General features: G+C 63.4%; 12 protein-coding genes. 8 read left to right on the top strand and 4 right to left on the bottom strand.

The genetic code is table 11. From position 1 onward, the window contains the following. Positions 1-18: 18 nt before the first annotated feature. The 4 genes from ACNPM8_RS14275 to sdhC form a co-directional block, all read right to left on the bottom strand. The gene (locus ACNPM8_RS14275; protein WP_105661693.1) at positions 19-801 is read right to left on the bottom strand and encodes a succinate dehydrogenase iron-sulfur subunit; all 783 of its coding nucleotides are present in this window, start codon (positions 799-801) and stop codon (positions 19-21) included. Then, a complete protein-coding gene (gene sdhA, locus ACNPM8_RS14270; protein ID WP_105661694.1) occupies positions 801-2,588 on the bottom strand; it encodes a succinate dehydrogenase flavoprotein subunit in 1,788 nt (595 codons plus the stop codon). Before sdhA ends, ACNPM8_RS14275 begins: the two co-directional genes overlap by 1 nt. 61 nt (positions 2,589-2,649) lie before the next feature. Then, entirely contained in the window at positions 2,650-3,093 is a 444-nt protein-coding gene (locus ACNPM8_RS14265) for a succinate dehydrogenase hydrophobic membrane anchor subunit (RefSeq protein WP_105657424.1), read from the bottom strand. Between the two features lie 3 nt (positions 3,094-3,096). Further along, positions 3,097-3,510, bottom strand: a complete 414-nt coding sequence (sdhC, locus tag ACNPM8_RS14260) for a succinate dehydrogenase, cytochrome b556 subunit (RefSeq protein ID WP_388025151.1) — start codon at positions 3,508-3,510, stop codon at positions 3,097-3,099. A 246-nt stretch (positions 3,511-3,756) separates the two neighbouring features. On the opposite strand from sdhC, the gene ACNPM8_RS14255 reads away from it, so the two are divergent. The 8 genes from ACNPM8_RS14255 (at position 3,757) to ACNPM8_RS14220 (ending at position 13,578) form a co-directional block, all read left to right on the top strand. Then, positions 3,757-4,872, top strand: coding sequence for a mannose-1-phosphate guanylyltransferase (locus tag ACNPM8_RS14255; RefSeq protein ID WP_448940046.1), 1,116 nt, complete (start codon positions 3,757-3,759; stop codon positions 4,870-4,872). Positions 4,873-5,018: 146 nt separating this feature from the next. Next, positions 5,019-6,215: an amidohydrolase gene (locus ACNPM8_RS14250; protein ID WP_105657427.1), complete on the top strand. Its 1,197-nt coding sequence runs from the start codon at positions 5,019-5,021 to the stop codon at positions 6,213-6,215. A gap of 287 nt (positions 6,216-6,502) precedes the next feature. Next, complete coding sequence (locus tag ACNPM8_RS14245; protein ID WP_105657428.1) at positions 6,503-7,591, top strand: BMP family lipoprotein; 1,089 nt, start codon at positions 6,503-6,505, stop codon at positions 7,589-7,591. Positions 7,592-7,732: 141 nt separating this feature from the next. Continuing rightward, the gene (locus ACNPM8_RS14240; RefSeq protein WP_105657429.1) at positions 7,733-9,331 is read left to right on the top strand and encodes an ABC transporter ATP-binding protein; all 1,599 of its coding nucleotides are present in this window, start codon (positions 7,733-7,735) and stop codon (positions 9,329-9,331) included. Further along, entirely contained in the window at positions 9,328-10,533 is a 1,206-nt protein-coding gene (locus tag ACNPM8_RS14235) for an ABC transporter permease (protein WP_105661697.1), read from the top strand. The genes ACNPM8_RS14240 and ACNPM8_RS14235 overlap by 4 nt, the downstream gene beginning before the upstream one ends. Beyond that, the gene (locus ACNPM8_RS14230) at positions 10,530-11,801 is read left to right on the top strand and encodes an ABC transporter permease (protein ID WP_332489199.1); all 1,272 of its coding nucleotides are present in this window, start codon (positions 10,530-10,532) and stop codon (positions 11,799-11,801) included. The genes ACNPM8_RS14235 and ACNPM8_RS14230 overlap by 4 nt, the downstream gene beginning before the upstream one ends. 9 nt (positions 11,802-11,810) lie before the next feature. Beyond that, a complete protein-coding gene (locus ACNPM8_RS14225) occupies positions 11,811-12,221 on the top strand; it encodes a cytidine deaminase (RefSeq protein ID WP_400342535.1) in 411 nt (136 codons plus the stop codon). Positions 12,222-12,264: 43 nt separating this feature from the next. Further along, a complete protein-coding gene (locus ACNPM8_RS14220) occupies positions 12,265-13,578 on the top strand; it encodes a thymidine phosphorylase (protein ID WP_105657433.1) in 1,314 nt (437 codons plus the stop codon). The last annotated feature ends 40 nt before the right edge of the window (positions 13,579-13,618 follow it).

Genomic DNA, 13,618 nt, shown 5'->3' with positions numbered 1-13,618 from the left:
GCGCCCCTCAGCGCGTCCTTAGACGGTGCGCGCCAGAATTGCCTGCTTGACCTCGGCGATAGCCTTGGTCACCTGGATGCCGCGTGGGCATGCTTCGGTGCAGTTGAAGGTGGTGCGGCAGCGCCACACGCCTTCCTTGTCGTTCAGGATCTCCAGGCGCATGTCGCCTGCATCATCGCGCGAGTCGAAGATGAAGCGGTGGGCGTTGACGATCGCGGCCGGGCCGAAGTACTGGCCATCGGTCCAGAACACCGGGCAGGAGCTGGTGCAAGCAGCACACAGGATGCACTTGGTGGTGTCGTCGAAGATCTCGCGATCCTCGGCGGACTGGTAGCGTTCCTTGGTTGGCTCGTGGCCCTTGGAGATCAGGAATGGCATGATCTCGCGGTAGGACTGGAAGAACGGTTCCATGTCGACGATGAGGTCCTTTTCAAGGGGCAGGCCCTTGATGGCTTCAACGGTGATCGGCTTGGAGGTGTCCAGGTCCTTGAGCAGGGTCTTGCAGGCCAGGCGGTTGCGGCCGTTGATGCGCATGGCATCGGAACCGCACACGCCGTGGGCGCAGGAGCGGCGGAACGACAGCGAGCCGTCCTGCTCCCACTTGACCTTGTGCAGGGCGTCCAGCACGCGGTCGGTGCCGTACATGGTCAGCTTGAAATCTTCCCAGTATGCGTCCGCAGTAGCCTCTGGCAGGTAGCGGCGAACGCGCAGGGTGATGTCGAAGCTCGGGATCTCTCCGCCGCCGCCAACGCCTGGCTTCAGGTCGATCTTTGACGGTGGTTCTGGCAGTTCGGTGCTCATTAGTACTTACGCTCCATTGGCTGGTAACGGGTAAAGACCACTGGCTTGGTCTCCATGCGGATGCCCTTGATGTCCTCGGTGACGGCTTCTGCGTCGCGGTAGGACATCGAGTGCTTCATGAAGTTCTCATCGTCGCGGTCTGGGAAGTCCTCGCGGTAGTGGCCGCCGCGGGATTCCTTGCGGTGCAATGCAGCAACGGTGATGACCTCGGCCAAGTCGAGCAGGAAGCCCAGCTCGATGGCTTCGAGCAGATCCAGGTTGAAGCGCTTGCCCTTGTCCTGGATGCTGATGTTCTTGTAGCGCAGGCGCAGATCCTCGATCACGTCGCGCGCTTCCTTCAGCGAACGCTCGTCGCGGAATACCTGGACGTTGGCGTCCATGGTCTCCTGCAGGATCGAGCGCAGGTCCGAGACGCGCTCGGTGCCGTTGCCGGTCAGCACGCCGTCGATCTGCGCGGTGACGAATGCTTCCGGGTTCTCCGGCAGCTCGACGAAGTCGGCGGTCTTGGAGTACTCGGCAGCGGCAACGCCGGCGCGCTTGCCGAACACGTTGATATCCAGCAGCGAGTTGGTGCCCAGGCGGTTCGAGCCGTGGACCGATACGCAAGCAACCTCGCCGGCAGCGAACAGGCCAGGAATGACGGTGTCATTGTCCTGCAGCACTTCGGTGTTGATGTTGGTTGGAACGCCACCCATTGCGTAGTGCGCAGTGGGGTAGACAGGCACCGGATCGGTGAATGGCTCGACACCCAGGTAGGTGCGGGCGAACTCGGTGATGTCCGGCAGCTTGGATTCGATGTGCTCTGGTTCCAAGTGGGTCAGATCCAGCAGCACGTAGTCCTTGTTCGGGCCGCAACCGCGGCCTTCGCGGACTTCGTTGGCCATCGCGCGGGCCACGATGTCACGTGGTGCGAGGTCCTTGATGGTCGGCGCATAGCGTTCCATGAAGCGCTCGCCATCCGAGTTGCGCAGGATCGCGCCTTCGCCACGTGCGCCCTCGGTGAGCAGGATGCCCAGTCCGGCAAGGCCCGTTGGGTGGAACTGGAAGAACTCCATGTCCTCCAGCGGCAGGCCCGAGCGGAAGGCGATGCCCATGCCGTCACCGGTCAGGGTGTGCGCGTTGGAGGTGGTCTTGAAGACCTTGCCGGCGCCGCCCGAGGCGAAGATGACCGACTTGGCCTGGAAGACGTGCAGCTCGCCGGTCGCCAGGTCGTAGGAGACGACGCCGGCAACGCGCTTCTGCTTGTAGGCGGTGCCGTCCTCGCGGTAGGCATCTTCTTCGACCATCAGCAGGTCGAGCACGTAGTACTCGTTGTAGAACTCGACGTTGTGCTTGACGCAGTTTTGGTACAGGGTCTGCAGGATCATGTGGCCCGTGCGGTCAGCTGCGTAGCATGCGCGTCGCACGGCGGCTTTGCCGTGGTCGCGGGTGTGGCCGCCGAAGCGGCGCTGGTCGATCTTGCCCTCTGGGGTTCGGTTGAATGGGAGGCCCATCTTTTCCAGGTCCAGCACGGCGTCGATGGCTTCCTTGGCCATGACCTCGGCTGCGTCCTGGTCAACCAGGTAGTCGCCACCCTTGATGGTGTCGAACGTGTGCCACTCCCAGTTGTCTTCCTCGACGTTGGCAAGTGCTGCGCACATGCCGCCCTGGGCCGCACCGGTGTGCGAGCGGGTTGGGTAAAGCTTGGTTAGCACTGCGGTGCGTGCGCGCTGACCGGATTCGATCGCTGCACGCATGCCTGCACCACCGGCACCGACGATAACAACGTCGTACTTATGTACCTGCATTCTTGATGCTCTCTTTTCTAAAAATCTGTGTGGCTATTGGCTGGAACTAGGGGAGTTCCAATTAGCACTGCGGCAGGGTGCTGCCGGCTACGCATGGATCGAAGGTGAAGATCACCAGGGAACCAAGCACGATGATGAAGATCGTGGCGACGTACAGGATGCCCTTGAGCCATGCACGGGTAGCGTGCTTCTCTGCGTAGTCGTTGATGATGGTGCGCACGCCGTTGGTGCCGTGCAGCATGGCCAGCCACAGCATGGCCAGATCCCAGAACTGCCACAGCGGCGAGGCCCACTTGCCGGCCACGAAGCCGAAGCTGATGCCGGAGATGCCTTCGCCGACCATCAGGTTGGAGATCAGGTGTCCGAAGATCAGGACGATCAGCACGACGCCGGAGAGGCGCATGAACAGCCATGCCAGCATTTCGAAGCTTCCGCGGGACTTTGGTCCGCGCTTGTACTTTGGATCAATGCGCTGGCTGCGAGGAGCAGGAATAGAAACGCTCATGGCTTAGTGGCTCCCAAATGCGATCGACAGGTGACGGATGGCGAAGCCCGCAAAGACGATGACCCAGAGGATCAATACGCCCCAGAGCAACTGGCGCTGGTACTTGGTACCCTGCTTCCAGAAGTCGACCAGGATCAAGCGCAGACCGTTGAATGCGTGGAAGAGGATTGCTGCAACCAGACCGGTTTCACCAAGTGCCATCCACGGGGTCTGGTAGGTGCTAATGATTGCGTCGTAGGCGCCGGCATCGACACGGACCATGGCCGTATCGAGCACGTGCACCAGCAGATAAAGAAAAATAACGACACCGGTGACTCGGTGTCCCACCCAGGACCACATGCCTTCATGGCCGCGGTATAGGGTGCCTGACGAAGTCTTCGACACTGAACTAAACCTCCAAGGCTCGCAACGGCGCATGTGTATATTGCACACAATGAGATTTGACGCACTTGTGCGAGCGTTCCTTGTGCGAGTCTAAACCACTTGGCTAGCTCCAATCTATTTCGTGTCTCGTTCCTGTGAGCATGTTCACCGAAAAGGGGTAATTATGCGCTAAAAGGCCGAAATCCCGCCCGTAATACCTCATGCGATGTTTTCGTATTTAATCTGTTGCACAGGTTTCAATGGACAGGATTATCCACCGAATGAATTAGTCTGGAAGGCGTGAATGCAGACCTATTAGCCCGATTCCACGGCGTGATCCCCGCCGGCGGCGTCGGCACCCGATTGTGGCCCCTCTCCAGGGCTTCCGCTCCGAAGTTTTTGCACGATCTGACCGGATCCGGATCCACGCTGATCCGCGCCACCTATGACCGCCTGGTCCCGCTGGCCGGCGAACGGATCATGGTGGTCACCGGGCGTGCGCACCGCGGGGCCGTGGTGTCCCAGCTGCCCGAGCTGTGCGACGAGGACCTGGTGCTCGAGCCGGAGCCGCGCGACTCGGCCGCCGCCATCGGCCTGGCCGCCGCGATCCTGTACCGCCGCGACCCGAGCATCATCATGGGCTCCTTCGCCGCGGACCAGGTCATCGAGCCGGTTGAGGTGTTCCAGGCCGCGCTGAGCGAAGCGATCCACACCGCTGCGACCGGCAAGATCGTGACCATCGGCATCCACCCGACGCACCCTTCCACCGGTTTCGGCTACATCCAGACCGGCGAACCGCTCCAGGTTCCCAATGCGCCGTCGGCGCGCGGCGTGGTGCAGTTCGTGGAGAAGCCCGATGAGGACACCGCCCGCAAGTACCTGGCCTCGGGCGGGTTCCTGTGGAATGCCGGCATGTTCGTCGCGCCGGTGAGCCTGATGCTCAAGCACCTGGAAGCCAACGAGCCGGCGCTGTACGCGGGCCTGATGAAGATCGCCGATGCCTGGGAAACCGATCAGCGCGAAACCGTGATGTGCGAAGTCTGGGCCGATCTGCCGAAGATCGCCATTGACTATGCGGTGGCCGAGCCGGCCGCCGCGGCTGGGGACGTCGCGGTGATCCCGGGCGTTTTCAACTGGGACGACGTGGGCGACTTCGCCGCGATCGGCCGCTTGAACAAGGCCAGTGCCGAGGAGGGCATCATCAACCTGGGCGGCGAGTCGGTGCGCGTGTATGCCGACAGCGCTACCGGCGTGGTCTATTCGGACCGCCCGCGCGTGGTGGCCCTGGTCGGGATCGAGGATGTGGTCGTGGTGGATACCGCCGACGCGTTGCTGGTGACCACCAAGGAGCATGCGCAGAAGGTCAAGCAGACCGTGGAGGCCTTGAAGGCCGACGGTGCTACCGAGGTGCTCTAGCACAGCAGGATTGCGAACGGGGCGAGCTGGCCGGCAATAGGTCGGCGCGCCCCGTTTCCCTTGCCTGATGTTGCGCAATGCGCCCGAACATTACGGAAAACTGTCATTTTCTGCACCGTGCCGAGTATCTTCAAAAGGTGTCCACCGTGAATGAAAATGGCAATCCGGCTTCCGTCAGCGACTTCACCGAGCCGCTGATCGACCAGCTGATCGGCTTCCGCAGGGAACTGCATCGCAACCCGGAGCTGTCCTTTGCTGAGCACCAAACCACCGAGCGGATTCTCGAAACCCTGCGTGCTGCCGGGCTGGCGCCGCAGAAAATGGCCGACACCGGCGCCTTCGTGGACATTGGCGAAGGGCCCATCCGCATCGCCTTCCGTGCCGACATCGACGCGCTGCCGGTGGTGGAGGAAACCAACCTGGACTTCGCCTCGATGACCCAGGGCGTGGCGCACGCCTGCGGCCACGACATCCACACCACCGTGATGATCGGCGTGGCTTTGGCCCTGGGCAGGATCCATGCCGCCGGCAAGCTCGATGGCTGCGTGCGGGTGATCTTCCAGCCCGCCGAGGAGAAGCTTCCCGGCGGGGCGCTGTCGGTGATCGAGCAGGGCTTGCTCGATGGCGTGCCGCGGGTGCTCGCGCTGCATTGCGACCCGCGGATCGACGCCGGGCATATCGGCACCCGCATCGGTGCGATCACCTCGGCCAGCGACACCATCCGCATCGAGGTCAACGGCCGGGGCGGGCACACCTCGCGCCCGCACCTGACCGAAGACATCGTTTTCGCGATGAGCCAGATCGCCACCCAGGTCCCGGCCGTGCTCGGACGCAAGGTCGATGTGCGCTCGGCCGTCTCGGTGGTCTGGGGCCAGATCCATGCCGGCAGCGTGCCGAACGCGATCCCCGCCACCGGATACCTGGCCGGCACCATGCGCTGCCTGGACGGCGATGTCTGGTACGAGGCCGGTGAGCTGCTGGACCAGGCCGTGCGCCAGATCGCCGCTCCCTACGGAGTGGAGATCAAGCTGCAGCACACCCGTGGAGTGCCACCGGTGGTCAACGCTCCGGCGGAGACCGCATTGATCGAGGACGCCGCGCGCCGCGAGTTCGGAGCCGAGGCCATCGAGCTGACTCCGCAGTCCATGGGCGGGGAGGACTTCGCGTGGATGACGCAGAAGGTTTCCGGTGCGATGCTGCGGCTGGGAACCCGCACCCCGGGCGGCAAAACCTATGACCTGCACCGCGGGGACTATATCCCGGACGAATCGTGCATTGGCGTGGGGGTTCGCATCATGGCGGCCGCCGCCATGCAGGCTGTGCGCGAGGCTAACGCCAAATAGGGCGTTGGCCACATCAAACCCGAAAGTTTTTAACATTTCTTTGACGCTTTAACAATTCGGTCAGTGACTTGGGCGTTGGCGTTAAGCGCTTGCCGTTTTGCGGCCCGTAAGTTATCTGTTTGTAATCTTTATCGTCTTTACCTGTGACATATCTCCGATAGGCTATGGAAACGATGGGAATGCTATGACTTTTGGTGTGCTCGAGTAAGGCCTAGGCAATGGAGCCTTGCACGAGGGTCAGGTGTCTTGCCTCCCGCATTATCTCGCAAGATTCTTTGGAGGAACAGATGCGCTTCGTATCGCGCAAGACCGGTATGGCTGCAGCCATGCTCGGCATCTCGGCATTAGCTTTGAGCGCCTGCGGCGCTGCACCGGAAGAGACCAGCTCGGCTGGCCAGTTCCCGGACTACGTTGGCTGCATTGTGTCCGACTCCGGTGGATTCGACGACCAGTCCTTCAACGAATCTTCCTTCCGCGGCTTGAAGAACGCCGAGAAGGACCTGGGCATCCAGACCAAGGATGCAGAATCCAAGTCGAACGCCGACTTCGCGACCAACCTCAACGGCATGGTCAACGCAGGCTGCGACCTGACCGTCACCATCGGCTTCCTGCTGGGCGACGCAACCGCTGAGGCTGCCGCGGCCAACCCGGACAAGAACTTCGCCATCGTCGACTTCCAGTACGAGAAGCCGATCGAAAACGTCAAGCCGATCATCTACGACACGGCCCAGGCTGCCTACCTGGCAGGCTACGCAGCAGCTGCCGCTTCGAAGACCGGCACCGTCGCCACCTTCGGCGGGATCAAGATCCCTACCGTCACCATCTTCATGGACGGCTTCGCTGACGGCGTGGCCAAGTTCAACGAAGACAAGGGCAAGGACGTCAAGCTGCTGGGCTGGGACAAGAAGAAGCAGGACGGCACCTTCTCCGGCGACTTCGAGAAGCAGGATAAGGGCAAGCAGATCACCAAGAACTTCATCGCTTCCGGCGCTGACGTTGTCATGCCTGTCGCCGGCCCAGTGGGCAAGGGCGCTGGCGCTGCAGTGGTCGAGGCCAACGACGGCGGCAAGGAAGCCAAGCTCGTGTGGGTCGACTCCGACGGCTTCCTGACCGCTCCCGACTACAAGGACGTCATGCTGACCTCGGTCGTGAAGACCATGGACACCGCAGTCGAAGATGTCATCCGCACCGACGCCGAGGGCAAGTTCGACTCGACCCCGTACGTGGGCACCTTGGAGAACGAGGGCGTTGCACTGGCACCGTTCCACAACTTCGATGAGGAAATCGGCGAAGACACCAAGAAGGAGATCGATGCCCTGAAGCAGCAGATCATCTCCGGTGAGCTGGAGATCGAATCGGCTTCCAGCCCCAAGTAGGTCTAGGCAAACCAGCCATGGAGCGCGTCACCGCTCGCCGCAATACAGCGGTGGGCAGGTGACGCGCTTTATGCCTGCCTAAGGGCCAAAACAACCTGCCAGCAAGAACCTCGCCAAACGAACAATGAAGATGGTGGAATCGTGAAACTCGAACTACGAGGAATCTCGAAAGCCTTCGGTTCTTTCTACGCCAACAAAGATATCGACCTGACGGTCGATGACGCCCAGATTCACTGTCTGCTCGGCGAAAACGGTGCTGGAAAGTCCACGCTTATGAACGTGCTCTACGGGCTGTACCAGCCGACCGAGGGCCAAATTTTGCTGGACGGGAAGCCCGTCGAGTTCTCCGGACCGGGCGACGCCATGGCCTCGGGCATCGGCATGGTGCACCAGCACTTCATGCTGGTCCCGGTCTTCACCGTGGCAGAGAATATTGCCCTCGGCGCAGAAACCACCAAGGCTGGCGGCGTGCTTGACCTGCAGGTCACCCGCAAGAAGATCCGCGAGATCTCCGACCGCTACGGCTTCGACGTGGACCCGGACGCGGTCGTCGAAGACCTGCCCGTTGGCGTGCAGCAGCGTGTCGAGATCATCAAGGCCCTGGTGCGCGAGGCCAAGATCCTGATCCTCGATGAGCCGACCGCGGTGCTGACCCCGCAGGAAACCGACGAGCTGCTGGACATCATGCGCCAGCTCAAGGCCAACGGCACCTCCATCGTCTTCATCTCGCACAAGCTGCGCGAAGTGCGTGCCGTGTCCGATGTGATCACCGTGATCCGCCGCGGCCAGGTCATCGATTCGGTCTCCCCGGAATCCTCCACCACCGAGCTGGCCAACCTCATGGTCGGCCGCGCCGTGGAACTGAACCTGAACAAGGCCGCAGCCACTCCCGGGCAGGCGGTACTGCAGGTCAAGGACCTGACGGTCGTCGACCCGGCGGGCACCACCACGCTGGACTCGGTCACCTTGGATATCCATGCAGGCGAGATCCTGGCGATCGCCGGCGTGCAGGGCAACGGCCAGACCGAACTGACCGAAGCGATCCTGGGCACCCAGCCGGTGACGGGCGGCTCGGTCAAGCTCGCCGGCCAGGAGCTGGTTGGCAAGTCGGTCAAGCAGATCCTGCGCTCGGGCCTCGGCTTCGTTCCCGAAGACCGTTCGGTGCACGGCCTGGTCACCCAGTTCTCCATCGAGGAGAACCTGGTGCTGGACCTCTACGACCGCCCGCCCTTCGGCAAGGGCATCTCGATGAACCTGGAGGCGATCAAGAAGAACGCCGCGCAGCAGATCCAGGGCTTCGACGTGCGTACCGACAACCCGCTGAACCCTGCTTCCAGCCTCTCGGGCGGCAACCAGCAGAAGGTCGTGATGGCCCGCGAGTTGAGCCGCGATTTGAAGCTGTTCATCGCTTCGCAGCCGACCCGCGGCGTGGATGTGGGCTCCATCGAGTTCCTGCACCGCCGCATCGTGGCCGAACGCGACAAGGGCACCCCGGTGATGATCGTTTCCACCGAGCTGGACGAGGTCATGGAATTGGCCGACCGCATTGCCGTGCTCTACAAGGGCAGGATCAACGGCATCGTGCCGGGCGACACCTCCCGCGAGGTGCTGGGCTTGATGATGGCCGGTGTTTCGCAGGAAGAAGCCCTGGCCCAGGCCGAATTCGCGAAGGCGGAGAACGAGCCGGTTGAAGCCCAGCCAGCTAGCGAGCATGACAACCAGGAAGGAGAAGCGCAGTGAGCGAGAAAGCACCTGTGGTTCCCGGCTCCGGCAAGCCGGGCAATGACCTCTTGCGCCAAATCACCCAGGGACCAGGCCTGGTCTCGGTCCTCGGCGTCATCGTCGCACTGGTCATCGGCGGCCTGCTGATTGCGGTCACCGATGAGAAGGTGGGCGAAACGGCCGGCTACCTCTTCGCCCAGCCTTCGGCCTTCTTCGGCGAATTCTGGCGTGCGGCCACCGAAAGCTATGTGGCGCTGTTCAACGGCTCGATCTACAACTCCTCGCAGGGGTTCAAGCCGTTCCTGGAGACCCTGACCGTCTCCACCCCGCTGATCTGCGCCGGCTTGGGCGTGGCCGTGGCATTCCGCGCCGGCCTGTTCAACATCGGTGCCCAGGGCCAGATCATCATCGGCTCGGTGCTGGCCGCCTACATCGGCTTCGCCTGGCACCTGCCCATCGGCCTGCACCTGCTGCTGGTGATCGTCTTCGGCCTGCTCGGCGGCGCGATCTGGGGCGGCCTGGTCGGCCTGCTCAAGGCCAAGACCGGCGCCCACGAAGTGATCCTCACGATCATGTTCAACTACGTGGCCGTGTACCTGATCGACTTCCTGATGAACACCCAGGGGTTCCGCCGTCCCGGCGAGACCAACCCGATCTCGCCGATCCTGGACAGCTCGGCCATCTTCCCGGCGATCCCCGGTTCGCGTTTGCACCTGGGCTTCGTGATGGCGGTGCTGCTGGTGCTGGCCGTGTCCTGGATGTTCAAGCGCTCCACCGTGGGCTTCGAATTCCGCGCCGTGGGCCACAACCCGGAAGCCGCGCAGACCGCCGGCATCAACGTGGCCCGCACCACCATCATTGCGATGGCGCTGGCTGGCGCCTTGGCCGGTGCCGCAGGCGTGGCACAGGTGGCAGGCACCGAAAAGGTGCTCACCGGCGGCATCGCCGGCTCGCTGGGCTTCGACGCGATCACCGTGGCGTTGCTGGGCCGCTCCACCCCGTGGGGCACGTTCTTCGCCGGCCTGCTCTTCGGAGCGTTCCAGGCCGGTGCGGTGAACATGCAGATCACCACCGGCACCCCGATCGACATCGTGTCGGTGGTGCAGTCGCTGATCGTGCTGTTCATCGCCGCCCCGCCGCTGGTCAAGGCCATCTTCGGCATGAACCGCAAGAAGAAGCGCAGCTCCAAGCTCGAACCTACTAAGGCAGGTGCCAAGTGACCTCTTCCACCTTGCAGCCGGCAATCAACGTCCTGCCGAGCAAGAAGACCCCGATCATCCTCTCGGTGATCGCAGTGATCGTCTTCTTCAGCTTCGGCCTGCTGGGCAACGACCAAGCCGCCCACTTCACGCTGAACAGCGCCGGCGACGCCTTCGAGCTGCCCGAACTGGTCTTCCCGGGCCGCATCACCAACATCGTGTTCGGCGTGCTGCTGCTGGCCATTGCCGCCTACGCGTGGATGCAGCGCAAGCAGGGCAGGATCCTGGCCACCTGGATGGTCGCCATCGCGGCGGTCCTGTTCGTGCTGGGCTTCCTGATCTGGGTGGTTTCCGGCGCCAACATCAACAGCATTTCGCTGGCCAGCCTGCTGGCCGGTGGCGTGGTGCTGGCCGTGCCGCTGGTCTTCGGTTCGCTTTCGGGCGTGCTGTGCGAGCGTGCCGGCGTCGTCAACATCGCCATCGAGGGCCAGCTGCTGGGCGGTGCTTTCACCGCGGCACTGGTCGCCTCGCTGACCCAGAGCGCCTTCGCGGGCCTGGTTGCCGCCGGCCTGGCCGGCGCCATGGTCTCGCTGGTCCTGGCGGTCTTCTCCATCAAGTACGTGGTCAACCAGATCATCGTCGGCGTGGTCCTGAACGTGCTGGTTTCGGGCATCACCGGCTTCCTGTTCACCACCGTGATGCAGGAGGACCCGGAGCGCTTCAACTCGCCAGCGCACCTGCCGGTCCTTGAAATCCCGCTGCTCTCCTCGATCCCGGTCATCGGCCCGATCCTGTTCAAGCAGTCGGTGATCGGCTACCTGATGTACCTGGCCGTCTTCCTGGTCTGGTTCGGCCTGTTCAAGACCAAGTGGGGCCTGCGCGTGCGCGCCGTGGGCGAGCATCCGAAGGCAGCCGATACCCTGGGCATCAAGGTCAACGCGATCCGCTTCTGGAATGTCACCCTCGGCGGCATCGTGGCCGGCATCGGCGGTTCCTTCTTCACCCTGGTGGCCATCGACTCCTTCACCAAGGAAATCTCCGGCGGCCGCGGCTTCATCGCGCTGGCCGCAGTCATCTTCGGCCGGTGGAACCCGATCGGCGCTTTCCTGGCCGCCCTGCTCTTCGGCTTCGCCGATAACTTGCAGGTGATCCTGACGATCATCGGCACCCCGGTACCAAGCCAGTTCATGGCCATGATGCCTTACCTGGTGACCATCTTCGCGGTGGCCGGATTGGTGGGGCGTTCGCGCGGACCGGCAGCTGCGGGCGAACCCTACGTGAAGGAATAGCGATTTCCCATGAATAGCAACAACGCGCCGTGGCCGCAGATCGAAGCTGCGGCTGCGGCCGCGCTGTCCCAGGCCTACGCGCCCTACTCCGAGTTCCGGGTGGGTGCCGCGGCACTGACCAGCGACGGCCGCCTGATTTCCGGGTGCAACATCGAGAACGCCGCCTACGGGGTCACCCTGTGCGCTGAATGCGCCATGGTGGGCCAGCTCTTCGCCACCGGCGGGGGCACCATGGAATACTTCCTGTGCTTCGGCCAGCTGCGCGAGGGCGAGCTCGAACTGATCACCCCGTGCGGCCGGTGCCGCCAGCTGCTTTTCGAGCACCGCGGGGCGCAGCTGCTGATCAAGACAGCCCGCGGCATCGTGGGAATCGACGACCTCTTGCCTGACGCGTTCGGGCCGCAGAATCTCAACTTCTAGCGCCGGAGCACACCGGCCAACAGCAGAATGGAAGGTGCCTGATATGGCTACCGAGCAATTCAGTGCCGTCGAAGTCATCCGCGCCAAGCGCGATGGCGGCGAACTGAGCAACGAGATGATCGACTGGACCATCGATGCCTACACCCGCGGGGCCATCGCCGAAGAGCAAATGTCCGCGCTGAATATGGCCATCTACTTCCAGGGCATGAACCGCAACGAGATCTCGCGCTGGACCACCGCGATGATCAACTCCGGGGAACGCATGGACTTCTCTGCCCTCACCGACCCGTCGGGCAAGAAGCTGGCCACCACCGACAAGCACTCCACCGGCGGCGTGGGGGACAAGATCACCTTGCCGCTGGCTCCGCTGGTCGCCAGCTTCGGCGTGGCCGTCCCGCAGCTCTCGGGCCGCGGGCTGGGCCACACCGGCGGCACCCTGGACAAGCTCGAAGCCATTCCCGGCTGGAAGGCGGACCTGTCCAACGAAGCGCTGTTCTCCCAGCTGTCCAACGTCGGCGCGGTCATCTGCGCCGCCGGCACCGGACTGGCTCCGGCGGACAAGAAGCTCTACGCCCTGCGCGATGTCACCGCCACCGTGGAAGCCATCCCGCTGATCGCGTCCTCGATCATGAGCAAGAAGATCGCCGAAGGCACCGGCACCCTGGTGCTGGATGTGAAGGTCGGCTCCGGCGCGTTCATGAAGGACGAGGCCATGGCCCGCGAACTGGCCGAGACGATGGTGAACCTGGGCACCGATGCGTCGGTGAACACCGTGGCGCTGCTGACCAACATGGAAACCCCGCTGGGCCTGACCGCCGGCAACGCCATCGAGGTCGAGGAATCCGTTGAGGTCCTGGCCGGCGGCGGACCAGAGGACGTCGTGGAGCTGACCGTGGCCCTGGCCACCGAGATGCTTGCCGGGGCAGGCATCAAGGATGCGGATGTCCCCGGTGCGCTGAAGAACGGCAAGGCCATGGACATCTGGCGCAAGATGATCGCGGCCCAGGGCGGCGATCCGGATGCCAAGCTGCCGGTAGCCAAGGAATCGCACACCGTGGTGGCGCCCGCCGAGGGCGTGCTGATCAAGCTCGACGCCATGGACATCGGCCTGGCCGCGTGGACCCTGGGCGCAGGACGTGCCCGCAAGGAAGACAGCGTCCAGGCCGGCGCCGGCGTGCGCATGCACGTGAAGCCAGGTGCCTTGGTTCGCCGTGGCGAGCCGATTGCCACCTTGCTGACCGACACCCCGGCCAAGATGGAGCGTGCCATCGAGCTGGTCCAGCGCGCCATCATGATCGGTTCGGCCGATGACCGTCCGGACACCCGCCTGATCCTGGACCGCATCGCCGCCAAGTAGCCGAATCCGGATGGGCGCTCAAGGAGCCGGGAAACACGTT

It is taken from the genome of Glutamicibacter sp. AGC46, from assembly GCF_053543715.1.
The sequence above is the reverse complement of the archived record's forward strand: the minus strand, read 5'-3'. Positions and strand labels throughout refer to the sequence as shown.

Excerpts from the sequence above, each read along its gene's own strand:
- ACNPM8_RS14225 (WP_400342535.1), top strand. The coding sequence starts at position 11,811 with ATGAATAGCAACAACGCGCCGTGGCCGCAGATCGAAGCTGCGGCTGCG.
- sdhC (WP_388025151.1), bottom strand. The coding sequence starts at position 3,510 with ATGCGCCGTTGCGAGCCTTGGAGGTTTAGTTCAGTGTCGAAGACTTCG.
- sdhA (WP_105661694.1), bottom strand. The coding sequence starts at position 2,588 with ATGCAGGTACATAAGTACGACGTTGTTATCGTCGGTGCCGGTGGTGCA.
- ACNPM8_RS14275 (WP_105661693.1), bottom strand. The coding sequence starts at position 801 with ATGAGCACCGAACTGCCAGAACCACCGTCAAAGATCGACCTGAAGCCA.
- ACNPM8_RS14245 (WP_105657428.1), top strand. The coding sequence starts at position 6,503 with ATGCGCTTCGTATCGCGCAAGACCGGTATGGCTGCAGCCATGCTCGGC.
- ACNPM8_RS14220 (WP_105657433.1), top strand. The coding sequence starts at position 12,265 with ATGGCTACCGAGCAATTCAGTGCCGTCGAAGTCATCCGCGCCAAGCGC.
- ACNPM8_RS14265 (WP_105657424.1), bottom strand. The coding sequence starts at position 3,093 with ATGAGCGTTTCTATTCCTGCTCCTCGCAGCCAGCGCATTGATCCAAAG.